The 26197-nt window shown below is 74.9% G+C and carries 7 protein-coding genes; all 7 read right to left on the bottom strand.

The window, feature by feature from the left end; genetic code table 11:
• Positions 1–35: 35 nt before the first annotated feature.
• Entirely contained in the window at positions 36–1916 is a 1881-nt protein-coding gene (locus tag V6U88_RS20750; protein ID WP_334455345.1) for a gamma-glutamyltransferase family protein, read from the bottom strand.
• 291 nt (positions 1917–2207) lie between these two features.
• The gene (locus V6U88_RS20745) at positions 2208–3383 is read right to left on the bottom strand and encodes a trans-sulfuration enzyme family protein (protein WP_334455344.1); all 1176 of its coding nucleotides are present in this window, start codon (positions 3381–3383) and stop codon (positions 2208–2210) included.
• A gap of 36 nt (positions 3384–3419) precedes the next feature.
• Complete coding sequence (locus tag V6U88_RS20740) at positions 3420–8708, bottom strand: amino acid adenylation domain-containing protein (protein WP_334455342.1); 5289 nt, start codon at positions 8706–8708, stop codon at positions 3420–3422.
• Positions 8705–9721, bottom strand: a complete 1017-nt coding sequence (locus V6U88_RS20735; RefSeq protein WP_334455341.1) for a TauD/TfdA family dioxygenase — start codon at positions 9719–9721, stop codon at positions 8705–8707. The genes V6U88_RS20740 and V6U88_RS20735 overlap by 4 nt, the downstream gene beginning before the upstream one ends.
• On the bottom strand, positions 9718–10791 hold the full coding sequence (locus tag V6U88_RS20730; RefSeq protein WP_334455340.1) for a TauD/TfdA family dioxygenase: 1074 nt from the start codon (positions 10789–10791) through the stop codon (positions 9718–9720). The genes V6U88_RS20735 and V6U88_RS20730 overlap by 4 nt, the downstream gene beginning before the upstream one ends.
• Positions 10788–13994 carry an amino acid adenylation domain-containing protein gene (locus tag V6U88_RS20725; protein ID WP_334455338.1) on the bottom strand — a complete coding sequence of 1069 codons (3207 nt, stop codon included), beginning with the start codon at positions 13992–13994 and terminating at the stop codon, positions 10788–10790. Before V6U88_RS20725 ends, V6U88_RS20730 begins: the two co-directional genes overlap by 4 nt.
• A complete protein-coding gene (locus tag V6U88_RS20720; RefSeq protein ID WP_334455335.1) occupies positions 13991–25996 on the bottom strand; it encodes a non-ribosomal peptide synthetase/type I polyketide synthase in 12006 nt (4001 codons plus the stop codon). Before V6U88_RS20720 ends, V6U88_RS20725 begins: the two co-directional genes overlap by 4 nt.
• Positions 25997–26197: the final 201 nt, after the last annotated feature.

Here is a 26197-nt window from a genome sequence, read left to right as displayed (position 1 = left end):
TTTGCCCGGCCGAGCGTTTCCGTCCGCCGTCGGCCTCAGCGCCCGACCGCGGCGCCGTCTCGGCGGGTGTCCGCTGCCCCGCGGAGTCGGTCGCCCCGCACCTCGATCGCGGTGAGACCGCTGTCCAGGGCGACGACGCGTGGGCAGGGATGGTCGCGGGCCATGAGGGCGGCCACCTGAGTGGCGATTCGCCGGCCCGCTTCGACCTCCGAGGGGGCGCCGCGTTGCCCGTCACATCGGCGGGTGATGTCCTGGCCGCTGTAGTGCCCCTGCTCGAGCGACTGAGCCGGGCCCATGCCGTCGACCACGATCCCCACCAGTGCCTGGACCACGTAGTCGGGGATGTGGGAACCCCCGGCGGCGCCGATCACGAGCCGCAGCTCCCGTGCCTCGACGTCGAGCACGAGGGTCGGTGCCATGGAGGCGGTCGGCCGCTTCTTCGGCTGCATCACGTTCACCGGCTTGCCGGGTGAGACCGACTCCGTGTCGGTGAAGTTGTTCATCGCGTTGTTCAGGATGATCCCGCGCGCCTCCAGGTGCGACCCGAAGTGGCTGTTGTTCGTGGTCGTCATGGACACCGCGTCGCCGGCGGCGTCGACGATGCTCACGTTGCTCGTCGGGTCGCCGACGTCGACGGTGGCGGGTTGGTCGCCAACCGGAGGCGCCGGCGGGAGCGCGCCCTCCGGGTTGCCCGGTTCGAGCCGCTGGATGGCCTTGTCCGGAGAGTAGAGCGAGAAGCGCTGGTCGAGGTACGGTCCCTTGAGCAGCCCGTCGACCGGCACGACGTTGAACTCGGGGTCACCGATGTAGGCGCGGCGGTCGAAGTTCGCCAGGCGGCTGGCCTCGATGGAGAGGTGGAGGCGGTCCGTCGAGTTCGGTTCCGTCCGGCCGACCTCACCGCGTTCGAGCAACCCGAGCATCTCCAGCACCGCCACCCCACCGAAGGCCGGCGGCGGGGAGGTGCACACGTTGACGCTGAGCACCCTGCGGCACACCTCGGTGCGCTCGATGGCGCCGTACTCGGCGAAGTCCTGCGGGGTCATCAGGCTCGGGATCACCACCGGGCCGGCGGTGTTGCCCTTCAGCTTGATGTCCCCCTTGGCCGCGTGCTGCACGATCGCCGGTGCGATCGTTCCGTTCGGGTCGTAGAACGCCCGCGCGCCCCCGTCCCGCACCTCCCGCAGCACTTGGGCGATGTCGGGGTTGCGGATCGTCGTGCCCACCGATTTCGGCTCGTCACCGTTGCAGTAACGGGGGCGCAGATCCGGATAGTTGCAGCGCTTGCGTCCGTTGAAGCGCTCCTTGAAACCGTCGTGCAGATTCGCGGACATCGGGAACCCGTCGGCGGCGAGCCGGATGGCGTCGTCGAAGAGCTGGTTCCACTCGAGCTCGCCGTACAGATCGTGCACATCCGCGAGCACCCGCAGCGTCCCGGGTACGCCGAAGGACCGTCCGGTGGCCGAGGCGGCGTTCGGGAAGCGGTCCGTACGCAGTGCCTTGCGCTCCGGCTCGGTCGGCGTCCGGAGGTTCTCGGTGACGTTCTGCGGCGCCCGGGCCATGCCGTCGAAGAAGCGGACGTCGTGTTTGCTGGCATCCCAGTAGTTGATGAGCGTGCCGCCGGCGAGCCCGGAGGCGTGCGGCTCCACGACGGCGAGGACGGCCTGCACCGCTACCGCCGCATCCGCCGCTCTGCCACCCTTGGCGAGAATCCGGCAGCCCGCCTCGGTGGCGAGCGGGTGGGCGGACGCCACCATGAACTTCGTCCCGAGCGCGTCCTCCTCCCGGCCGCTCTGCGGATTCGCGCAGGCGTCGGCACGCTTTGTGACCGTCTCTGCTCCCCTCGGTAGCGTCATGGCTGCCAGGAAGAGCGTCAGCACCAGGGCGGCGAACACATAGCGCAGCTTGCGTGCGGACATGCGACAGACCTTTCGGGTGCCGTGCGACACGGAGCGTCGAGTCCGCCCGGCTGGCCGTCTCGCTGGCACCGTCCGGACATGTCTCGACATCGGCATCATGGGTGCCGCTCGGACGCCGCCGCAGGGCATCGGAGGAAGTCGGGGCCGGCGTGACGAAAGCGCCGACCGTGACAGCCGTAGAACCGCCCGGACGCGGTGACGGGGCCTGTCACGTGCAGGAAGGTGCTGGAGAAGCCGCCGAGCCAGGAAGGTGATGGCGCGCCCCATTGTTCTGCGGCGGCCGGCGCCCGGCTAACCCACGGCCGCGCCGTCCAACGCCGCCAGGAAGTCCTCGACCAGATCAGCGGTGTCCTCGATGCCGGTGGAGACGCGCACCAGCCCGTCGCCGATACCGGTGGCGGCCAGCTGCTCGGCGTCCACGATCCCCGCCCACATCGACCGGGGATGCACCACCAGCGTGCTGACGCTGCCGAGGCTCGCCGCCCGCTTGGCCAAGTTCAGCCCGGCCAGCAGCGCGGCGGCCCCCGCCCGTCCCGCCTTCAGGTCGACGCTGAGCACCCCGCCGAAGCCGGTCATCTGCCGCCGCGCCAGCGCGTGCTGGGGATGCGACGGCAGTCCCGGGTAGCGGACCCGGGCCACCGCCCGGTGCTCCTCCAAGGCGCGGGCCAGGGCGAGGGCGTTGGCGTTGTGCCGCTGCACCCGCAGCGGCAGCGTACGGATACCGCGCAGCAGCAGCCAGGCGTCCACCGGGCCGAGGGTGCTGCCGGTGACGATCGCCGTGCGCCACACCCGCTCGACCAGCTCGGCGGAGCCGACGACCACCCCCGCCGACACGTCGGAGTGGCCGCCGAGGAACTTCGTGCCGCTGTGCCAGACCAGGTCCGCCCCGGCGCTCATCGGACGCTGGTTCACCGGCGTGGCGAAGGTGTTGTCGACCACCACCAGCGCGCCCGCCGCGTGGGCCGACCCCACCACGGCCGCCAGGTCGGTCAGCTCCAGCAGCGGATTGCTCGGCGTCTCCACCAGCACCAGGCGGGTACGCGGGCGCAGCGCCCGTGCGAACGCCCCGGTGTCCGTCTGGTCGACCTGGGTGCACGCCACCCCGAAGCGCGCCAGCAGGCCGGTGGCGAGCGAGGTGGTGCCGCCGTACGTGCTGCGCTGCACCACCACGTGGTCCCCGGCGGAGAGCAGGGCCAGCGCGACGGTGCTGATCGCGCCCATCCCCGAGGCGGTCACCAGACCCGTCTCCGCGCCCTCCAGCTCGGCGACCACGGCGGCCACCTGCTGGTGGTTCGGGTTGCCGTACCGGGTGTAGAAGGCACTGCCCCGGGTCTCGGTGGCGATCTCGGTGAACCGCTCGTCGGACTCGGCGCTGAAGGTCACGCTCTGCACGATCGGCGGGGCCACCGCCCCACCGGGGAGGAGACCGTCGTCGCCGTGCACGGCCCTGGTGCTGAAACCGGTCACGGTTGCTCCTCTCGTGCGTCGGACGCGCGCGGGCGGTCAGGCATGGCGGGCCACCCGCTCCACCAGCGCGCCGTAGCTGCCCAGCGCCGTGAACTCGGGCAGCGTGAGATCGCTGCCGTGGCGCTGCCGCAGCACGGTGACCAGCCGCAGGGCGCGCAGCGAGTCGCCACCGGCGGCGAGGAAGTCGGTCGCCGGGTCACCCGGCGCGACCCCGAGCACCTCCTGCCAGGCGGCAGCCACCCGGGCCGCCCAGCCGGCCCGCGCGTCGTCGTCGGCCGCCGGCCCGGCGGTCGCCACGGCCGGCAGCGGCGCGGCCGGGTCGGTCGCCAGCAGCCGGCGGAAGCCGTCGGCGAGGGCGTCCACCCGCTCTGCGGTCACGTGCCGGTGGTCGTACTGGACGGTGAGGGCGAGGCGGCCGGTGTCGGCGTCCAGTTCGGCGTCGACGGCGAGGCTGAACGCCACGTCGACGGTGACGCCCCGACTGTCCACGATGCGGCTGCCGCCGTCGGCCGGCCGGTTCGGGAAGTGGGTCCAGTTGAAGAAGTGGTCGAAGCGGGGACCGGCCCCACCGGCGCGGACGATCTCGGCCAGCGGGAAGCGGTGGTGCCCCATCAGCTCCCGCTCGGCCCGCCACACCTCGGCGGCCAGCTCGGCCAGGGACCGGGTGCCCAGCTCCACGCTCACCGGCAGGGTGTTGAGGAACAGCCCGAGGGTGGCGTCACTGCCCTCGCCCTCCGGCCGGCCGCCGACCACCAGGCCGCTGACCACGTCGTCCCGGCCGGAGAGCTCGCCGAGCAGCCGCAGGTGGAGGGCGAGCAGCCAGGACTTCACCGGCACCCCGGCGGTCCGGGCCGCCTCGGTGACCACGTCGTTCGTGCCCGCCTCCACCGGCACCCGCCGGGTGGTGGTGGTGCGCGGCTGCGGCCCGCCGAGCAGCAGCGGCGGCACCGCGCCGGGGCCGTCCAGCCAGAACCGGCGGGTGACCGGATCGGCCAGGGCGCGCCGTTCGGCCGCCACGTACTCCGAGAACGGCAGGCCGGGGCGGGCCGCGACGGTCGTGCCGGCCCGCTCCCGGTCGTACCCGGCGAGCAGGTCGGTGAGGAACAGGTGCAGGCTCCAGCCGTCGAGGATGCCGTGGAACTCGGCGACGATCAGGGTGAACGCGTCGGCGTCCTCCCGGACGGCGTGCAGCCGCAGCAGCGGCGGGCGGGCCCAGTCGAAGGGGCGCACCCGCTCCTGCGCGACGAGGTCGTCGACCCGCGCCCGGCGGGTCTGCGGGTCGGCGTCGGTCAGGTCCGTCACCGGCACCTCGACCGGCACCTCCGCGTGCACGAGCTGCATCGGCTCGGAGTACGCGCCCAGCGCGAACCCGGTCCGCAGCACCGGGTGGGCGGCGACCAGCCCGGCCAGCGCGCGGCGCAGCGCCGCCGCATCCAGCGGCGCGGCGATCCGGTGCGCGGTGACGTTGTGGTACATCGCCGGGTCACCGGTCAGCTCGCAGTGGTAGACCATGCCCTGCTGAAGGGCGGTCATCGGGTACGCGTCGGCGAGCCCGCCGGGCAGCAGCGCCCGGTCGGCGGCGGCCACCAGCGCGAAGCGCCCGTCCTGCCCGGCCTCCGCGACCGGCGAGGCCCCGTCCAGGGTGATCTCCCCGTGCGTGACCAGCTCCCGGATCGACTGGTACGTGAAGATGTCGCTGAGCCGGAAGGACAGCCCCCGCCGGTTCGCCGCGACCTGCATCTGGATGCTGCGGATGGAGTCGCCGCCGAGGGCGAAGAAGCTGTCGGTCACGCCGACGGTGGCCAGCCCGAGGACCTCGCGCCACGCCTCGACCAGGATCTCCTCGGCCCGGTTGGCGGGTGCCACCGCCGCGCTGTCGCGGGGCCGGTCGAGGCGGGGCGCGGGCAGCGCCGCCCGGTCGAGCTTGCCGTTGCGGGTCAGGGGCAGCTCGTCGAGGAGCACCACCGCGGCCGGGACCAGGTGGGCCGGGAGCCGGTCGGCCAGCCAGCCGGTCAGCCGCTCGTCCAGCGGGCCGGCCGCCGGCTCCGTCGCGACGACCACCGCCGGGCGCGGATCGGCGGCGTACTCGGGCCGTACGGCGTGCAGGGTGTGCCGGTCGGTGCCGACGAGCAGGTCGTCCTGGCGGGTGACGACCTCGAAACCGCGCTCGGAGAAGAACGTGGTCAGCTCGGCCAGCCGACCCTCGGTGTCGGTGCCGGGCGCGTCGTGCACCTCCATCGCGACCTGCGCCACCAGCGGCCAGTGCCGGTCCTCCAGCCCGGCGAGCACGTCCGCCTCGGCGCGCTGCACGTCGATCTTCAGCAGGTCGATCCGGTCCGGGGCGAGTTCGTCGAGGACGGCCGAGAGCGGCCGGACCGGCACGGTGAGTTCCCGGCCGGCGAAGCGTTCGGCGAGCAGTTCGTCGACCCGGTCGAGCAGGACGTCCCGCTCGTCCGCGCCGGCGTCGCGCTCGTTGGCGAGGTACCGCTTGATCACCGCCACCTCGGCGTCCGGGTCGGCGTACGCGGCGTGGCCGGACATCATCGAGTAGCCCGGGTAGTAGGTGAAGGAGACCTCACCGGTCGTCCGGGACAACCCGAATCCGTGCACGGTGGCCGGTACCCCGAACTCGGCGACGTTGCGGCGCAGCGCGTCGGCCACCGACGGCACCGGCTCGAACGCATGGATCGTCGCATCGGGACAGACGCTGTGGACGAAGAGCGAGAACATGCCGATGTTCGCGCCCACGTCGAGCACGGTCGCCCCGGGCCGCAGCACGATGCCGTCGCGCAGGTAGACCTGCTGGACGAAGATCTCGTCGTACAGGTAGCGGGTCTCGTGGGTGTTGATCCCGGCGATCCGTGCGACGTCGACGGCCACGGCCGGTCCGCCCGGCCGGACGTAGGCGACGAGCCGGTCGCCGTGCCCGTCGTCGTCGCGGGCCACCACGGCGGCGTCGGCGACCTCCGGGTGCTCCCGCAGGACGGCGGCGATTTCGCCCGGCTCCACCCGGAAGCCGTGGATCTTTACCTGGTCGTCCAGCCGGCCCAGGTAGCGCAGCCGCCGGTCGGCGTCGAAGCGGACCCGGTCGCCGGTGCGGTAGACCCGCTCGGTGCGGCCGGACGGCAGGGCCACCGACACGAACCGCCGGGCGGTGGTCTCCGGGTCGCCCAGGTAGCCGTCGGCGAGCTGCGGCCCGCTGACGCAGAGCTCCCCGGCCACCCCCGGCGGCACCGGCCGCAGCTGCTCGTCGAGCACCCAGACCGCGACGCCGGGCAGCGGCCGGCCGATGCTCGGGGCGTCCCCGGCACGCACCTCGGCCGCGCTGGTGTCCACCGTGCATTCGGTCGGGCCGTACAGGTTGACCGCGCGGACGCCGGGCAGCGCCGCGAGGGTCTCCCACAGGTCCGGCCCGATGGCCTCCCCACCGAGCAGCAGCAGGCCGGGCAGCCGGGTGTCCGCCGCCCCGGCGAGCAGGATGCGCAGCTGGGACGGGGTCAGGTCGAGCACGTCGACGCCGTGCTCGGCCAGGGCGGCGGCCAGCGCCGTCCCGTCCCGGCGGACCTCCTCGGGCACCAGGTAGAGGCTGCGGCCGTGGCCGAGCTGCACGAGCTGCTTCACCGAGGCGTCGAAGGTGAGCGGGGCGTTCACCGCCACCCGCAGCCCCGGGTGACCGTCCGCGTAGACGGTCCGCTCGAGGGCGTCGGCCAGGTGCGCGGCGGCACCGTGCGACACCTGCACCGGCCGCGGCGTCCCGGTGGAGCCGGAAGTGAAGATCACGTACGCCGGGTCGGCCGGGGCCGGCAGCGCGGCGGGCGGCTCGCCGCCGGCCGCGACGAGGTCGTCGACCGTCACGGTCGCCGGGCCGTCCACACCGACGACGGTCTCGGCGCCGACCGCGCGGAGCTGGGCGGCGAGGCGCTGCGCCGGGGCGTCCGGGTCCAGCGGGACGTACACCGCCCCGGCCCGCAGCACCCCGAGGAACGCCACGACGGTGTCCCGGGACCGGGCGGCCAGCACCCCGACCGGGGCACCGGAGAGCCCTTGCGCGGCCAGCGCCCCGGCCACCCGCGCCGCCCGTTCGCGCAGCTCACCGATCGTGTACGCGCCGTCCGCCGCGACCACCGCCGGGGCCTGCCGGTCCATGCCGGCCAGGCCCGCGTCGAACAGATCGACGAGGGTACGCCCCGGCGTCTCGGAGGAGGTCCCGGCCGCGTCCGCCAGCCAGCGGGCCTCGGAGTCGCCGAGCACGGCCACCGGGACGCCCTCGGTGAGCGCGGCGGGCAGGGTCCGCAGGATCGCCAGCAGCGCGTCGAGCAGCCACTGACCGCCGACCACCCGCAGGGTGACACGGTCGCCGTCGGTCAGCGCGGTGAGCTGCGGACCGGCGGCCGGCGGCGGGGCGTCCACCTCCACCGTGCGGCCGCCCAGGCCGGCCACGGCGGCCGGGTCCACGACGGGCGGCACCGCGAACCCGGCGACCGCCTCGGAGTCCTCGTCCACCGGGTCGACCAGGTGGAACGTGTCGTCGGCGGCGACCTCCGCGGCGCGGACGGCGGCCAGCAGTTCGGCGGGGGAGGCGGGCAGCGGCAGGGCCAGCCGGAGCGGGCCGTAGCCGCCCAGCGGACCCACCACCTCGGCGGTGCCGGCGGCCTGGCGGCCGTCGCTCCACCGGGCCAGCACCAGGTCCGTCTCGTCGGCGGAGTCCGGGGCCTCGGCCCGGCGGGACACCGCGAGGACCCAGGCGGCGAGGAGCACGGTGGCCGGCTCGACGTTCGCGGCCCGGGCGGTGTCGGCCAGGACGGCGGCGGACACGCTCGCGGTCACCACCGCGCTCGGGTCGTCCCCGTGCGGGGTGACCAGCCGCGCGGCCGGTGCGGCGGGCGCGGGGGCCGGGACCTGCTCCCGCTCCTCGAGCTGCCACTCGGCGACGTCGAGGAACTGCAACGCCTCCGGGTCCTCCGGCAGCGTCTCACCGGCGTAGGCCCGGGCCAGGTCGGCGAGGACCAGGCGCAGGCTGGCCGGGTCCGCGATCAACGGGGTGGCGGCCAGCTCCAGGGCGTCGTCGGTGAGGGTGACCGACAGCTCGCCCTGCGCGCCGACGACCACGGCCCGGCCGTCGTCCACGTCCTGCAAGGGGACCCGCAGGCCGGGGTGGTGCACCAGGGTCAGCCGCAACGCCTCGTGCCGGGCCACCACCGTGTCGACGGCGGTCTGCAGCCGCGCCCGGTCCAGCGGCCGGTCGAGCCGGACCCGCGCCCGGATCAGGTCATGCTTCCCCGACCAGGCCAGGCGCTGGATCGGCGACAGACGGTATCCGTTCACCGCACACTCCGGTTGACGTAGAGATCGGACATGGCCACCAGGATCTGTCGGTCACCGCTGAAGGGCTCGCGCCCGTGGGTGGCCAGGAAGTTGTCCACGACCAGCACGTCGCCGCGCTGCCAGGGCACCGAGACGGCGTGCTGCCGGTACAGCTCGCGGATGCCGGTGACCACCTCGTCGGGGATCGGCTCGCCGTCGCCGTAGTACGCGTTGCGGGGCAGCCCTTCCGGGCCGTACTCGCGCAGCAGCGCGGCGGAGACCTCGGCCGGCATGTTGGAGACGTGGAACAGGTGGGCGTGGTTGAACCAGACCGTCTCCCCGGTCCGCGGGTGCGTGGCGACCGCCTGCCGCCGGGCCCGGGTCCGCAGCCCGTCGGAGCCCAGCCAGGTGAACTCGGTCGCCGAGGCGGCGCAGTACGCCTCCACCTCCGCCCGGTCGGTGGTCTGGAACGCCTCCTGCCAGGGCAGGTCCAGGTGCGTGCCGTAGTTGCGCACGTAGCGGACACCGGAGCGCAGGAACCGCTCCCGCACGTCGGCGGGGATCAGCGGGGTGATGACCCGCTCGCTGGCCAGCGGGGTGGCCCCACCGCTGCCGGTGGCCGGCTGCGCGCACCAGAAGTAGAGGTGGGTGGGCCAGTTGTGCGAGTACGACATCTCGTGGTGCAGCGGGATCCACTGCTCGGCGTTGAACTCGGTGCTGGTGAACACCTTCTCGGCGACCTCGTGGCGGGGGGCGGCCCGCTCCAGGTAGCCGAGCAGGTCCGGGCTGACCGCCCGGGCGGCCTGGCTGAAGTCGTCGGCGGTGCCCACCTCGAAGCCGCGGAAGAACACCGCGCCGTAGCGGTCCAGGTCCCGCAGCAGCTCCGCGCGCCGGCCCGCCAGCCAGCTGGCCAGGTCGAGGTCGGGCACGGCCGCCTCGACGAGCAGCACGAACTCCTCGTCCACGAGCACCCGCCGGGACACCGGCGAGGCGACCGTGCTGGTCCCGCGCCGCCGCGGCGCCGGCCCGCTCATGCCCGGCCTCCCGTCGCGACCGGCATGGTGCCCGAGCGGACCGCCTCGGTCAGCTCGGGCGCGGCGACCGGGTCGGACATCGCGGTGAGGATGCGCCGGGGCGGGGTGAACGGCTCCCGCGCGTGCGCCGCGAGCATGTTCTCCACCAGCAGCACGTCGCCGCGCTGCCAGTCGAAGGAGCGGGTCTCGGCGGCGTACGCCGCCCGCAGCTCGGCCAGCACCTCGTCGCCGATGGGCGTGCCGTCGCCGTACGCGGTCTGGTAGGGCAGGTCCTCCTCGGCGAGGGCGGCCCGCAGGCCGGCGGCGACGTCGGGGGGCAGGGAGGTGACGTGGAAGAAGAGCGCGTGGTTGAACCATGTCCGTTCCCCGGTGACCGGGTGGCGGCGCACCGCCGGGCGGACCTGCCGGGTGCGCAGCTGCGCCTCGCCCACCCACTCCACGTCGATCAGTGACCGGGCGCAGTACGCCTCCACCTCCTCCCGCCGTTCGGTCTGGAACGCGGTCTGCCAGGAGAGGCTGATGCCGGGCAGGTAGTTGCGCCGGTAGAGCACCCCGCGCCGGTCGAACTCGGCGACGGTCTCCGGGCGGAGCCGGGCGAGCACCCGGCGGCTGTCGGCCAGCGGGGTGCGCCCGCCGGCGGCCGGCGCCACCTCGCAGTGGAAGACGATGCGCAGCGGCCAGTTCACCGTGTACGACTGCTCGTTGTGCAGCACGATCGGCTGGTCGGCGGGGTGTTCGGTGGAGGTGTACACCCCCTCGGTCACCTTGCTGCGCGGCGAGGAGCGTTCGCCGTAGGAGAGCACGTCGTCGGAGAGCGCGGCCATCACGGTGCGGAAGTCGTCGGCCCCGGCCACGGCGAAGCCACGGAACAGCACGGCGCCGGCGCGGCGGGCCAGCCCTTCGACCTCGTCGCGGTGGCCGGCCAGCCAACCGGCCAGGTCGATGTCGGGGACGTTGGCCTGCACCAGCGCCGGCGGCGGGCCGCCGGGCCAGTCGGGGCGGACGTCCACCAGGTTCCGATCACGGCCGCGCCGGGGAATGGGCCGCGCGACCCGGGTCTGCTCAGTCATCTCTCGCTCCCAGGAGTGTCGGCGCAGTCGGCCAGACTGCGCCGGGGGTCGGCGGCGGCGGTACGCAGCAGCGCGGTGAACCGCCGGTGCCACGCGACCACCCCGTCGTGGTCGAACAGGTCGGTGCGGTACGTCCAGAGCGCCTCCAGCCCGTCGCGCCGCTCGTCGAGCCAGAGGGTCAGGTCGAGCCGGGCGGTGTCCGGGGTCAGCTCCACGCCGGTGAACTCGACACCGGCCGCGCCGCGGTGCCGGGCTGGCGGCGCGTTCTGCACGCCGAAGGCGACCTGCACCACCGGGTTGCGGTGCGGCCGGCGGGTGGGCCGCAGCCGCTCCACCAGCAGGTCGAAGGGGACGTCCTGGTGGGCCGCGGCGAAGAGGGTGACCCGGCGCGCCTCGTCGAGCAGGTCGGCGAAGCGGCGGCCGGGCGCGGGCCGCAGCCGCAGCGGCAGCGTGTTGACGTGGCAGCCGACACCCTGTTCGGCGGCGACGCTGGTCCGGCCGGCGAAGGCGACGCCGATCAGCAGGTCGTGCCGGCCGGTGGCCGCGCCGAGCAGGGCGGCGAAGGCGGCCAGCCCGACCATGTGCAGGCTGACCCGCTCGGCCCGGGCCAGCTCGCGTACCGCTGCGGCGGTGGCGGCGTCCACCGTGGTCCGCAGCGCGGCACCGGACGGTCGGCCTTCGCCGGGTCGCGCGCCGGGCGGCGGCAGGTCCGGCCGGGCCGGTGCGGCGGGCGGATCGGGCCAGCCGGGGCGGGGCGGGACGGCGGGCAGGTCGAGCAGGTCGGGGGCGCCACGCAGCTCGTCCAGCAGGTCGGTGACCGCCCGCCGGCCCGCCGGCCCGGCCAGCCAGTCCCGCTGCGCCAGGGCGAGCGCCGCCGGGCCGACCACCGGGGTCTCCGGTGCCGCCGTGCCGTCCCCCTCGATGTCGTACGCCCGGGCCAGATCCCGCACGATCACCCCGAACGACCAGTCGTCGCAGACGATGTGGTGGACGACGAGCAGCAGCGCCACCGCCCGGCCGGTCTGCTCCGGCACCAGGTGGGCGCGGAGCAGCGGGCCGGTGGCCAGGTCCATCGGTTCCCGGGTGGCCTCGGCGGCGAGCCGGGCGAGCCGCTCGTCCAGCGGGCTGCCCGCATCGGGCGGGGCGACGACCGGCGCCGCATCGGCGGTGGGGCGGACGTGCTGCACTGGCCCGTCCGGGCCGGAGGGGAAGACCGTGCGCAGGGCCGGGTGCCGGTCGATCACCCGCCGCAGCGCCCGGGCCAGCCGGTCCGGGTCCAGCGGCGTGGCGAACCGGAGCGCGAAGGCCAGCAGGTAGGAGGTGTCGGCCGGGTCGAGCCGGTGCAGGAACCAGAGCCGGGTCTGCGCGGCGGAGAGCGGGGCGGGGCCGGTCGGCGCCGGGCCGGTCGGCTCCCCGGCCGTCGCCGGGTCGGCGGTCAACCCGTCGAGGTGGGCGGCCAGCGCGGCGACGGTCGGATGGGCGAAGAGATCGCCCGGTCGCACCGGCCGGCCGGTGGCGGCGGCCAGCCGGGTGGCGCAGCGGACCGCGAGCAGCGAGTCGCCGCCGAGGGCGAGGAAGTCGCTCTCGGCAGCGGTGACCGGCACGCCCAGCACCTCGTGCCAGACCGCCGCCACCACGCCGGCCGTCCCGTCGAGCGGCCCGGCCTCGGGCCCGGCGTCGTCGCCCAGGGTGGGCGCGGGCAGGGCCGAGCGGTCCACCTTGCCGTTGGGCAGGGTGGGCAGCCGATCCAGCCACACCACGGCCGCGGGGACCAGCGGCGCGGGCAGCACCTCGGCCAGCCGGGCCCGTACGTCGTCGCGCCGCGCGCCGACCAGGTAGCCGACCAGCAGCGGGTCCCCGCTCGGTCCTTCGCGGACGGCGGCGGTCGCCTCGCGGACCCCGGGCAGAGTGGCGAGGCGGGCGGAGACCTCGCCCAGCTCGATCCGGTAGCCCCGCAGCTTCACCTGGTCATCGAGCCGCCCCAGGTACGCCAACTGCCCGTCCGGCCGCAGCCGGACCCGGTCGCCGGTGCGGTACATCCGCTCGCCGGGGCGGAACGGGTCGGGCAGGAACCGGGCCTGGGTCTGCTCCGGCCGGTCGAGGTAGCCCCGGGCCAGGCCCGCCCCGGACAGGTGCAGCTCGCCCGGTTCACCGGGCGGAACCGGCTGCCCGCCGGGGTCGAGGACGTACGCCCGGGTCTGCGGCAGCGGGCGGCCGATCGGCGGATCCCCGCTCTCCGGCGGCACCTCCGCCCAGGTCGAGTAGGTGGTGTCCTCGGACGGGCCGTAGAGGTTGAGCAGCCGGCGGACGTGCCGGCGGGACCACACCCGCGCGGCCAGCGCGGCGGTGAGCGGCTCGCCGGCCAGGCAGACCGTGCGGACGCTCTCCGGCAGGGCGCCCGCGGTGAGCAGTTCCCCCATCGCGGAGGGGACGGTGTTGACCAGGGTGACGGGCAGCCGGTCCGCCCCGGGGGCGGCGAGGGCGAGCACGTCGTCGACGAGCAGCACCCGGCCGCCCCAGCAGAGCGGGCCGAAGATCTCGAAGACGGAGAGGTCGAAGCAGACGGAGGTGGCGGCCAGCAGGCCGCCCAGTTCGGCGTCGTCGAAGGTCTGCCGGACCCAGTGCATCAGCACCGACGCCGAGCGGTGCTCGATCGCCACCCCCTTGGGCCGACCGGTGGAGCCGGAGGTGTAGATGACGTACGCCAGGTCCGCCGGCGTCGCCGCCACCGCCGGGTCGGTGCCGTCCCCGCCCGGGTCGAGCCGGTCGACCGGGACCGCCGTGTCGGGGAACCGGTCGGCGAGGTCGGCGCGGGTCAGCACCAGCCGTGCGCCGGAGTCGGCGGTCATGAAGGCCACCCGGGCCGGCGGGTACGCCGGGTCCAGCGGCACGTAGCAGGCGCCGGCCTTGAGCACGGCGAGCAGGGCGACCACCAGCTCGGGCGTGCGCGGCAGGCAGACGCCGACGCGTTCCTCCCGGGTCACCCCGCGCTGCAGCAGGACCCGGGCCAGCCGGTTCGCCGCCTCGTCGAGTTCGCGGTAGGACAGGGCGCGGTCGGCGTGCCGTACCGCCTCCGCGTCGGGGGTGCGGGCGGCCTGCGCGGCCACCATCCGGTGCAGGCAGTCCACGGCGGGCGGGCCCTTGGTCGTACGCCGGCCGGCGGCCCGGCGGGTGGGGCCGGCGGGCCGGGTGGGGGCGCTCACCGGCGACCCCCGCGCACCGACGCGGCCCTGTCGTTCGCGTCGCCCGGCGGCGGACCACCGCTCCTGAGCAGTTCCAGCTGGCGGTCGGCCGCCTCCTGCAGGCGGTCCTTGTCGGCGAGGACGATGCTGCCGGGGACGTTGTCGGGCAACTCGTCCTCGACGTTGCGGATCGGCCGGTAGGCGATCCCGACGGCGGCGAGGGCGAGCGCGCAGAGGCCGGCCACGATCGTCGCGAGGGCCATGCCGCGGCCCGGTCCGCTGCCGACGACCCCGGCCAGCACACCGCCGGGCGACACCATGGGGGCGAAGACGTGCTCGGCGAGGGGACCGGCGGTGAGGAACCCGGCCGGCACCATCAGCCAGGAGAGCATCTGGCTCATGGAGAGCACCCGGCCCTGCAGCTCCAGCCCCACCTTGGCCTGCACGATGGCCAGCCAGTGCGTGTTCACCAGCGCGGTGGCCAGGCCCATGCCGAACAGGCCGAGGGCCGGGAAGAGCGGGCTCGGGTGCAGGCCGACGGTGAGCAGCGACGCGCCGAGCAGCACGACGCTGGCCAGGATGCCGGTGGTACGCCGGGCCGTGCCGCCCCACACGCCCATCACGACCGAGCCGACGAGCATGCCGACCCCGCTGGCCGCGAGCACCCCGCCCAGTACGGCCGGATCACCGAACGACAGGGTCAGCGGGGTGACCAGGACCTCGACCATGGCGAAGAAGTAGTTCAGCGAGGCGGTCAGCACCACCAGCGCGACCAGGCCGTGCCGGCGGGTGATGAACCGCCAGCCGCCCAGGACCGCCCGCCGGAACGGCTCCTCCTGCTTGACGAAGAGGGTGTCCGGGAAGCGGACCGACAGGGTGACGGTGACCGCGACGGCGAAGGTGAGCAGGTCGATGACGACGATCCCGCGCAGCCCGACCGCGATCACCAGGGCGCCGCCGACCAGCGGCGCCAGCACGGTGCTCGTCGCCGTGCCGAGGGAGACGATGCCGTTGGCGCGCCCGTAGTACCGCTTCGGCACCAGTTGCGTGACGGCCGCCAGGTAGGCGGGTTGCTGGAACGCCGTCGCCACCGCGGTGACGGTGATGGCGGTGAAGACGTGCCAGAGCTGGAGCTGGCCCAGCCAGAGCAGCAGCGCGAGGCTCACCGTGCCGGTGGCGGCCAGGCAGTCCGCGATGATCATGATCAGCCGTCGGTCCCACCGGTCCGCCAGCGCCCCGGCGATCGGGGAGAGGACCACGGCGGGCAGCAGCGCCAGCACGGTGGCCGTGGCGAAGAGCGAGACCGACCCGGTCCGCTGGTACACCCAGAGGCTCATGCCGAAGCCGGTCAGCCCGCTGCCGATGAGCGAGACGAGTTGGCCGATCGCGACCAGGTAGAACACCGTCAGGCTGGGCATCGCGCGGCGCGCTGCGGGCCGGCGGCCGGCCGGCTCCTTCGCGGGCGCGGGCGCCGGGCCGTCGGCCTGCGGTGGCGCGCCGTCGGTGGGCTGCCGCCGCTCGGCGGAGGGCACGGTCGTCGGGTCGCAGGCCGCCAGGATGATGCTCGCCACCTCGGCGGGCTGGTGCTTGGCGAAGTAGTGGCCGGCGCCCTCGATGACCTCCAGCGACACCTGGTCGGAGAAGAACTCCCACTCCCGGTACCGCTCCTGGTACAGCTCGGTGGCGCGGTCGCCGCTGCCGACGACGCTGACGATCGGGGCGGAGAGCTTGCGGGGCAGACCCTCGGTGTAGACGGCGGTGTAGTAGTCCTCGACCTTCGCGGAGTCGGCCAGCACCACCCGCATCACGAAGTCCTTCTCGCGCTCGTCGAAGACCTCGGTGAAGAAGCCCATCGCGCGCAGCGCTTCCAGCGTCCGCCGCTTCGACCACCAGCGCTCCATCGGGAACCACCGGCGTAGCCAGGTGAACACCCGGCCGGGCAGTCTCGGGGCGGGGAAGTGGGCGCCGATGACCACGACCGTCACCTCGACGCCGGCCGCCTCGAGCCGGCGGGCCAGCTCCACCGCCTCGGCGCCGCCCACGCAGTGCCCGTACACGGCCACCGGGCCGGTGATCTGGTCGACGACCTCGGCGACGCAGCGGTCCACCAGCTCGTCCATGTCGACCAGCGGCTCGTCCGGGCGGTTCAGGTCGTGACCGGGACGCTCCAGGGCGTACAGCGCCACGCCGGGCGGGAGGGTGTCCGCCAGCGGCTGGAAGGTGATCGCGGAGCCGCCGCCGAACGGTACGCAGAGCAGCGTCAGCCGCGTCGGCGTCGCCGGTCGCGCCGGGGTCAGCTCGTGCAGCAGCCGCCCGGCCGAACCCCCGGTGGCATCCAGGTGCTCGGTCAGCGACCGGATCGTCGGGTAGCGGAACAGGTCGAGGACGCTGATCGCCGGGTCGTTGCCGGACAGGGCCTTGATGGCCTTGAAGGAGTCGCCGCCGAGGTCGAAGAAGTCGTCGTCGATGCCGACGCTGTCGTAGCCGAGCACCGCCGCCCACCGCTGCGCCAGGGCCTCCCGCAGCGGGGTGTCCGGCGCGGCGGCACCGACGACCGCGCCACCGCGGCGGGGTGCGGGCAGCGCCGCGCGGTCGACCTTGCGGTTGGCGTTGAGCGGCATCCGGTCGAGGACCACGAAGGCCGACGGCACCATGTAGTCCGGGACGTAGGTGCGGGCGAAGGCCCGCCACGGCGCCGGGTCGGCGTCGAAGTCGGCCGTGACGTCCGTCCCCTGCGCCGCATCCGGGTCGCCGCCGGTCTCCGCGCCGGTGGTCAGCGTCAGGTACGCCACGATCGTCTTCTCGCCCGCATCCTCGCGGACCACCACGGCGGCGTCGCGGACCGCCGGGTGGCGGCGCAACACCGCCTCGATCTCGCCGAGTTCGATGCGGAACCCGCGCACCTTCACCTGCGAGTCGCTGCGGCCGACGAACTCGATGCGGCCGTCGGCCAGCCACCGGCCCAGGTCTCCGGTGCGGTACAGCCGGCCACCGCCGTTCGGGTCCGGCACGAACCGCTGCGCGGTGAGCACCGGGTCGCCGAGGTAGTCGCGCGCCAGTCCCGCCCCGCCGAGGTAGAGCTCACCCACCACGCCCACGGGGACGGGGGAGAGCTGCGCGTCGAGCACGTGGACGCGCATGTTGCCGATCGGACGGCCGATGCTCAGGTGCGTGAAGCCGGGTTCGAGGCGTTCCATCGTGGACCAGACGGCCGCCTCGGTCGGGCCGTACAGGTTCCACAACGCGTCGACCCGCTCGGCCAACTGCCGGGCCAGCGGCGCGGACACCGCCTCCCCGCCGCACACCGCGGTCAGGCCGGGCGCCCCGGTCCAGCCGGACTCGATCAGCAGCCGCCAGGTCGCCGGGGTGCCCTGGGCCAGGGTGACCCGTTCCGCGACGAGCAGGTCGGCCAGCCGCGGCGCGTCGTAGGCGACGTCGCGCCCCACCAGCAGCATCCGGGCGCCGACCACGAGGGGCAGGAAGAGCTCCGGTACGGACATGTCGAAGGCGAAGCTCGCCATCGCCAGCATGGTGCCGTCGCTGGTCAGACCCGGCCGGTCGCGCATGGTGGCCAGGGTGTTCACGACGGCGCCGTGGCTCACCCGGACGCCCTTGGGTCGCCCGGTCGACCCGGACGTGTAGATCACGTACGCGAGGTCGTCCGGCCCGGCCAGCGGCTCGGGGTCGGTGTCCGGCTCGGAGTACGGCGCCTCGCCGCCGTGCACCACCTCGCCGGCGTACCCGGCGAACCGGTCGGCGAGGCCCGCCTCGGTGACCAGGACCGGGGCGCCGCTGTGCGTCAGCACGTACCGCTGCCGCTCGACCGGGTAGTCGGGGTCCACCGGGACGTACGCGCCGCCCGCCTTCAGCACGCCGAGCAGCGTGACCGGCAGCTCCGCCGAGCGGTGCAGGCAGACGGCGACCGGGACGCCCGCGCCGACGCCGGCGCGGCGCAGCCGGTGTGCGAGCCGGTTGGCCCGGGCGTTGAGCTCGGCGTAGCGGAGCGTGCTCGCCCCGAAGGTCACCGCGGGCCGGTCCGGGTGCGCCGCCACCTGGCGCTCGATCAGCTCGACGAGGGTCGGCACCCGTCCGGCCGGGGTGGCCCAGTCGAGTGCGGTGGCCGTGTCGTTCCACTCGGCGACCCGGGTCAGCTCGGCGGGGGTCAGGACGGCCACGTCCGCCAGCCGGACGCCGGGGTCGGCGACGGCGGCGGCGAGCAGCGTCTCCAGGTGCCCCATCATCCGCTCGGCGGTCGCCGCGTCGAACAGGTCGGTGTTGTACTCCAGTCGGAACCGCAGCCCCTCGTCCACCTCGTACGCGTACAGGGCCAGGTCCTGCTGGGCGATGCCCGGCTCGACGGCGAACGGGACCATCCGCAGCCCGGCCGTTCCCAGCTCCCCCCGGTCGGGGACGTTGAGCAGGTTGAACATCACCTGGAACAGGGGGTTGCGGCTGAGATCGCGGGGCGCGTCGACCAGGTCCACCAGCCGCTCGAACGGCACCTCCTGGTGGTCGTACGCCCCCAGCGCGGTGTGGCGTACCTGCCCGAGCAGCTCCTCGAAGGTCCAGTCGCCGTCGATCACCGTCCGCAACGGCAGCATGTTGACGAAGAAGCCGACCATCGGTTCCAGCTCGGCGCGGACCCGTCCGGCGACCGGCGTACCGACGCAGATGTCGCGCTGGCCGGTGTAGCGCCAGAGCAGGGCCTTCAGCGCGGCCAGCACCGTCATCGCCAGGGTGGCGCCCCGGGCCTGGCTGAAGTGGCGCAGCTCGTCGGCGGCCTGCCGGGACAGGACGCGGGTGCGGACCGCGCCCTCGAACGTCTGCACCGGCGGCCGGGGCCGGTCGGTGGGCACCTCCAGGGCACTCGCCACCCCGTCGAGCTGCCGGCGCCAGTACCGCATGTCGTCGCTGTCGGTGTCCGCCAACCGGCTGCGCTGCCAGCGCGCGTAGTCCCCGTACTGGACGGCCAGTTCCGGCAGCGGGGACGGGCGGCCGTTGCGGACGGCGTCGTAGAGCGTGGCCACCTCGCCCGCGATGACGCCGAGGGACCAGCCGTCGGAGACGGTGTGGTGCATGGTCAGCGACAGCACGTGCCGGTCGTCGGCGACCCGGAGCAGCACGGCCCGGAACAGCGGCCCGCGGGCCAGGTCGAACGGGCGGCGGACGTCGGCGGCCAGGGCCTCGTGGACCCACGGCGGCACCGCCTCGGCGACCGCCGACTCCACGATGGTGCGCCGCCCCGGCGCGTCCGTGCCGTCGGCGTCCGGCGGCGCCGACACGATCGACAGCTCGACCGGACCCGGCGGCCGCACCTCCTGCACCGGGTCGCCGTCGGGTCCGGTCGGGAAGACGGTACGCAGCGACTCGTGCCGCCGGACCAGCTCGGCCAGCGCCCCGCGCAGCGCCTCGACGTCGAGGGCGCCGTCGAGCAGCAGCGCCGTGCCGACGGTGTAGGCGTCCTGGTGGTACGCCTGGTCGAGGAACCAGAGCCGGTGCTGCCCGGAGGAGAGCGGCGCCGGTCCGGCGTCGGCGTCGGCGCGGGGGATGGTCGGCTCGGCCGGCGCGGGGGTGGGGCGTTCGGCGGCGGCCGGGGCGGCGGGGACGGTGCCGGTGGCCGGCAACGCCGCCGCGATCCCGGCGACGGTGGGCTGCGCGAAGACCGCCTCGAGCGGCAGCGCCACGCCGAGCCGGGCCCGCAACCGCACCACGAACTGGGTGGCGAGCAGCGAATGCGCGCCCAGCTCGAAGACGTTGTCGAGCGCCCCGATCGGCCGGATGCCGAGCAGCTCCGTCCAGATCTCCGCCACGCACCGCTGCTCCGGGGTGCTCGGGGCGACGTAGGCCGTGCTGAGGGGCGGCCGGTTGCCGGTGTCGGCGGGTTCGGGCGCGTCCGGGGCGGCCGGGGAAGCCGTCGGTGGGGCGGGGTCCGCCACGCCGGTACGCGGTGCCGCGTCCACCCAGTACCGGCGCCGCTCGAAGGGGTAGCCGGGCAGCGCCAGGCGGCGGCGCGGGCCGCCGTGGAACCGGTGCCAGTCGACCGGTACGCCGGAGAGCCACAGCCGGCCGACCGCGTCGAGCAGCGTGCTGAGATCGTTGACGTCGGCGCGCGGATGCCGCATCGCCGCCACCGCCTGACCGGGCCGCAGACCGGCCAACCGCACCAGGCCGCCGAGGGCGTGCCCGGGGCCCAGCTCCGCGAGGACCACGTCCTGCTCGGCGAGGAGCGCTGCCGACTCGGCGAACCGCACCGGCTGGCGCATGTGCCGCACCCAGTACCCCGGATCGGTGACCTGCCCGGGGGTGACGGGGCCGCCGGTCAGGTTGGCCAGGTAGGGCCGCTCGGGTTCGGAGTAGGTGACCCGGCGGGCGTGCTCGGCGAACTCGTCGAGCACCGGATCGAGCAGGGACGAGTGGTAGCCACGGGTGACCCGCAGCGGCCGGCACTGCACCCCGTCGCGGGTCAGCCGCCCGCGAAGCTCCTCGATCGCCTCCGGCGCGCCGGAGAGCACGCACAGCTCGGGGGCGTTCACGGCCGCCACCGACAGCCCCTCGCCCAGCAGCCCGGCCACCGCCGGCTCGGGCAGGCTCACCGCGAGCATCGCCCCGGCCGGGGTCCGCCCGACCAGCTCACCCCGGGCGCAGACCAGGCGCAACGCGTCGGCCAGGGAGAAGACGCCGGCGAGGCACGCGGCGACGTACTCGCCGAGGCTGTGCCCCACCATCAGGTCCGGGGTCACGCCCCGGGCGAGCAGCGACCGGGCCAGCGCGTACTCGGTGACGAAGAGCGCGGGCTGGACCAGCCGGGGCTGCGCGAGCAGCCGCTCGGCCTCGGCGTGGCCGTCGGCCGTCGGGCAGAGCAGGGTACGCAGGTCGAGCCCCAGGTCGTCGCGGACCAGCTCGGCGCACTCGTCCACCACGGCCCGGTAGGTCGGCTCCGCGCGGTACAGCCCGGCGCCCATCGCCACGTGCTGCGCGCCGTGCCCCGGGAAGGCGAACACCAGCGGACGCCGGCCGCCGGGCTCGGTCCCACTGAACTGCCGCTGCGGCGAGTCGAGGGCGGCCAGCGCGTCGGCGCGGTCCGCCGCGACGAGGAAGCGCCGGTGGGTCATCGACTGGCGCCGGCCCAGGTTGGCCGCGACTTCGGAGAGGTCCACCTCGGGATGCGCGTCGAGCCAGGCGCGGACCTGGCGGGTCTGCCGCTCCAGCGACTCGACGGTACGGGCCGACACGACCAGCAGCTGCGGCCCCGTGGCCGGCGCGGTGGGTGGCGTGGCGGTCGTGGCCGGCGGCTCCTCCAGCACGACGTGGGCGTTGGTGCCGCCGATGCCGAACGAGCTGATCCCCGCCCGGCGAGGCCCGTCGGCGGGCCATGGGCGGGCGGTGTCGTTGAGGTAGAACGGGCTGCCCGCGAAGTCGATCGCCGGGTTGGGCCGGCTGACGTTGATCGTGGGAGGCAGCGTACGGCTCCACAGCGCCATGATCGTTTTGATCAGCCCGGCCACCCCGGCCGCGGCGTCGGCGTGCCCGATGTTGGCCTTGACCGAGCCGAGGGCGCAGAAGCCCCGCTCGTCGGTGCCGCGGCGGAACGCCTCGGTCAGCGCGGTCACCTCGATGGGGTCGCCGAGGCTCGTGCCCGTCCCGTGCGCCTCCACGTAGCTCACCGAACGGGGGTCCACGCCGGCCGCGGCCAGCGCGCTGCTGATCACCTCGACCTGCCCGTCGACGCCCGGCGCGGTGTACCCCGTGCGGCGGGCCCCGTCGTTGTTGATGGCCGAGCCGCGGATCACGGCGTAGACCGTGTCGCCGTCGGCGACCGCGTCCTCCAGCCGCTTCAGGGCGACGACGCCGACCCCGCTGGACTCGATGCTGCCACGGGCGTCGGCGCTGAACGGGCGGCAGTGCCCGTCGGGGGAGTAGATCCCACCGTCGTGGTAGAGGTAACCGCGCCGCTGGGCGGGGAAGACGCTGACCCCGCCGGCCAGGACCAGGTCGGACTCGCCGGTCAGCAGGCTCTGCCGGCCGAGGTGCACGGCCACCAGCGAGGTCGAACAGGCCGTGGCGACGGTGACGGCCGGGCCGGTCAGGTCGAGCTTGTAGGCGACCCGGCTGAGCAGGAAGTCCTTGTCGTTGCTGATGGACAACTGGTGCTCGCCGATGGCGCTCGTCAGCTCCGGATGGCTGCTCAGGTGGTCGAGCAGGTAGGTGCTGCGACCCGACCCGGCGAACAGGCCGATCCGTCCGGTCTGGCCGGACGGGTCGTAGCCGGCGTGCTCCAGCGCGTGCCAGGCGCACTCCAGCAGGAGCCGGTGCTGCGGGTCCAGGGTCTGCGCCTCGCGGGGCGTGATGCCGAAGAAGGCCGCGTCGAACTCGTCGATCCCGGGCAGCCAGGTGCCCGCCCGGACGTACGCCGGGTCGTCGAGCCGGGCCGGGTCCGCCCCGTCGGCCAGCATCTCCTCGACGGTGAACTCCCGGACCGACTCCACCCCGGCGCGGATGTTGTGCCAGTACTCGTCGACCGTCGCCGCCCCGGGGAAGCGGCCGGCCATGCCGACGACGGCGATCAGGCCGCTGGGCTGGCCGGTGTCGTCGCTCGCGCCGGGCCGGGCGACGCGGGCCGGCGCGGCGGGGCGCGGGGCGGCCGGGGCGATCGCCGTCCCGGTGGTGGCGGCGGTCAGGAACGCCGTCAGGGACTCGACCGTGGGGTTGCGGAACAGGTCGGTGACCGTGACGACGTCGCCGAGTTCTGCGCGCAGCCGTTCGAGGACGGTCAGCAGGCGCATCGAGTGGCCGCCGAGGTCGAAGAAGTTGTCCTGCACCCCGACCTGCGCGACGCCGAGCACGTCGCGCCACACGTCCAGGACCAGCCGTTCGAGGCGTACCCGGGCGGAGTCCCACTGCGCCGGGCCGAGGCCGGCGGGCGCGGCCACCGGCAGGTCGGGCGCCGGCGGAACCTGCTCGGACCGCTGCCGTGGCACGTCGGGTGCGCGGCCGGGCGCGGGCAGCGCCGCGGCGTCGACCTTCCCGTTGCCGGTCAGCGGCAGCGCGTCCAGGAAGACGAACGCCGCGGGAACCAGGTAGGACGGCAGCTCGGCGGCGAGGGCGGTGCGGAGGGCCGAGCCGTCCCGGTCGGGCTCCGCCCCGCCCGCCACGTACGCGACGAGCTGCGGGTCGTCGGGGTCGTCCCGGCGTAGCTGCACCGTCACGTCGCTGTCCGGCAGGTTCCGTCGGACGGCCGCCTCGATCTCGCCGCACTCCACCCGGAAGCCGCGCAGCTTGACCTGGTTGTCGGTGCGGCCCAGGTACTCGAGGTTCCCGTCGGGGCGCAGCCGCACGAGGTCGCCGGTGCGGTACAGCCGGGCACCGGGGACGGACGAGAACGGGTGCGGCACGAACCGCTCGGCGGTCAACCCCGGCTGGTGCAGGTACCCGCGCGCCACGCCGGCCCCGCCGACGTACAGCTCGCCGACCACACCCGCCGGCACCGGGTTCAGCCACCCGTCGAGCACGTACAGCTCGGTGTTCGCGATCGGCCGGCCGATCGGGACGGAGCCGTCGGCCGGAGTGGCCGGGTCGACCTCGTACGCGGCGCAGCCGACCACGGTCTCCGTCGGGCCGTACTCGTTGACCAGCGCGGTCGCGGGCGCGTGGGCTCGCCACGGTGCCACCTGGTCGGCGCGCAGGTTCTCGCCGCCGATGACGAAGCACCGGGTGCGGTCGGCCATCTCGGCGGGGCGGAGCTGGTGGTTGACGAGGTCGAGCTGGGCCGGGGTGATCTTGACCAGCCCGAACGCGGGCCGCTGGTCGCGCAGCGCCTCGCCGAGCGCCTCGGGGCCGAGGTGTTCGCCGATCATCCGCACGGTGGCCCCGCTGGTCAGCGGGACCAGCAGGCTCGTGACGGTCAGGTCGAACCCGATCGACGAGTGCAGCGGGACGATGTCCCCGGGCTGCAACCGGTAGGCCTGGGCCGCCCAGCGCACGTAGTTGCACACCCCGCGGTGGGTGACCATGACGCCCTTGGGGCGGCCCGTGGACCCGGAGGTGTAGATGACGTACGCCAGGTCCTCCGCCGTCGGCGTCGGCCGGCGGCGCGGCCGGCGCTTCGGCCCCGAGCCGTTGGCGCCACGACCGGGCTCGGCCGCCGTCACCGCCGGGACCGCCGTGTCCGGCACCAGCAGCGCCGTGTCGTCGGGCACCAGGTGCGCCAGCGCGGGGCAGGTGAGGACGACCGCAGCGGCCGTGTCGTCGACCAGGTACCGCAGCCGCGCGGGCGGGTGGGACGGATCCATGGGTACGTAGGCCGCGCCGGTCTTCAGCACGGCGAGGACCGCCACGGCGAACGGGGTCGCACGCGGCAGCAGCACCCCCACCAGGCTGCCGATGCCGACGCCCCGGCTGCGCAGCGTCTCTGCCAGCGCCTCGGCGCGGGTGTGCAGCTCCTGGTAGCTCAGCGCGGTCTCGCCGTCGGTCACCGCCACGCCGGCCGGGGTCCGCTGTGCCTGCCGCTCGATCAGCACGTGGACCAGGTCGTCCGGTTCGGCGGGGGTGGCGGTGCGGTTCGCCTCGACGACGAGTCGCCGGTACTCGTCGGGGGTGAGCATCGTGGCCGAGCCGACCGGCGCGCCCGGGTCGGCGACCAGCGACCGCAGCAGCGTCTGGAAGTGTCCGGCGAGGCGGAGCATCGCGTCGTCGTCGAACAGGTCGGTGCGGTACTCCAGCACGGTCCGCAGGCCGTCGGCGTTCTCCCGTACCGAGACGGTGAGGTCGAACTTGGCGGTGTCGGTCGGTACCTCGATCGGGGTGACGCCGAGGCCGTCGAGGCGCGGGGGCGACGCCTCCCGGCCGTACACGAACATGACCTGGAACAGCGGGGTGACGCCGGGCCGGCGGGCCGGGCGCAGCGCCTCGACCAGCGTGCCGAAGGGCAGCTCCTCGTTGCCGAGGGCGTCGAGTACGGCGGTGCGGACCCGCCCGAGCAGCGTCTCGAACGACGGGTTGTCGTCCAGTCGGGCCCGGATCGCGACGGTGTTCAGCAGCAGCCCGACGAGCTGCTGCGTCTCGGCCCGCTGCCGGTTCGCCACCGGCGTGCCCAGCACGATGTCGCGCTGCCCCGTCCAGCGCGCCAGCAGCACCTGGACAGCGGCGAGCAGGACCATGTACGGGGAGACCCGCGTCCGTTGGCACAGCGCCGTCAGCGCCTGCGCGGACACGTCCAGCGGCACCGACAGGGTGGACCCGGCACCGGACGGTACGGCGGGCCGGGGCCCGCGGGTGGGCAGGTCGAGCAGGGCGGGCGCGTCGGCGAGCTGCCGGCGCCAGTATTCGCGCTGGGCGGCCGCCTCCGCACCGGTGAGCCAGTCGTGCTGCCACGCCGCGTGGTCGCGGCAGTCGACGCCGACCGGGGGAAGCTCCGCGGGGCGCCCCGCCCGGTGTGCGGCGTAGAGCCGTTCCCACTCGTCGTGCAGGATGCCCAGCGACCACTCGTCGACGGCGACGTGGTGCATGGTCAGCAGGAGCACGTGCTCCTCCGGCGCGCAGCGCAGCAGGTTGGCCCGCAGCACCGGTCCGCGTTCCAGGTCGATCGGGGTACGCCCCTCGGCGTGGATCCGGGCCTGCAGCTCCTGGTCGCGTTGCCAGGTGGGCAGCCCGCTCAGGTCGTGCGTCCGCAGGAGCCCCGGGCGCGGCTGGTGGACGACCTGGACCAGGTGCTGCGCCGCACCGTCCGACGCCGCGTCCACACCTGCCGGCCCGGCCGGGGCGTCCGCCGCCGGCGCGAGAGTGGTGCGCAGGGCGGCGTGCCGGGCCACCAGATCGTCGAGCGCCGCCGACAGCGCCGCCACGTCCAGCGGCCCCCGGAGCCGGTACGCCAGCGGCACCAGGTAGGTGGCCGACTCAGGGTCGAGGCGGCTCAGGTGCCACATCTGGCGTTGCGCGTACGAGGCCGTGGCCGGGCCGACGTCGTCGGGGTCGACCCGGCGCGACGCGACGGGCGTCGTCTGCCGGGACCTCAGGACGTCGGTCATCGCGTCCGCCTCCTCTGCGCCCACACCGACCGGAGCGGCGCCGCCGACGTGCCGGCCCGCTCCACCGGTTGCTCGTAGTCCAAAAGCCCGAAATCCGTCGATGGCCACCGTCGAGCCGGCATCGGCCCGGCGTGGTGGATCACGACCGCGGGTACGGTGCCGGAATGTGGTGGCACGACCGGCCGGCGGGTTGATCCCGCA

This window comes from Micromonospora sp. CPCC 205739 (genome assembly GCF_036906795.1).
GTDB lineage: Bacteria > Actinomycetota > Actinomycetes > Mycobacteriales > Micromonosporaceae > Micromonospora.
This window is presented reverse-complemented; position numbering and strand designations above follow the sequence as displayed.

Excerpts from the sequence above, each read along its gene's own strand:
- V6U88_RS20750 (WP_334455345.1), bottom strand. The coding sequence starts at position 1,916 with ATGTCCGCACGCAAGCTGCGCTATGTGTTCGCCGCCCTGGTGCTGACG.
- V6U88_RS20735 (WP_334455341.1), bottom strand. The coding sequence starts at position 9,721 with ATGAGCGGGCCGGCGCCGCGGCGGCGCGGGACCAGCACGGTCGCCTCG.
- V6U88_RS20720 (WP_334455335.1), bottom strand. The coding sequence starts at position 25,996 with ATGACCGACGTCCTGAGGTCCCGGCAGACGACGCCCGTCGCGTCGCGC.
- V6U88_RS20730 (WP_334455340.1), bottom strand. The coding sequence starts at position 10,791 with ATGACTGAGCAGACCCGGGTCGCGCGGCCCATTCCCCGGCGCGGCCGT.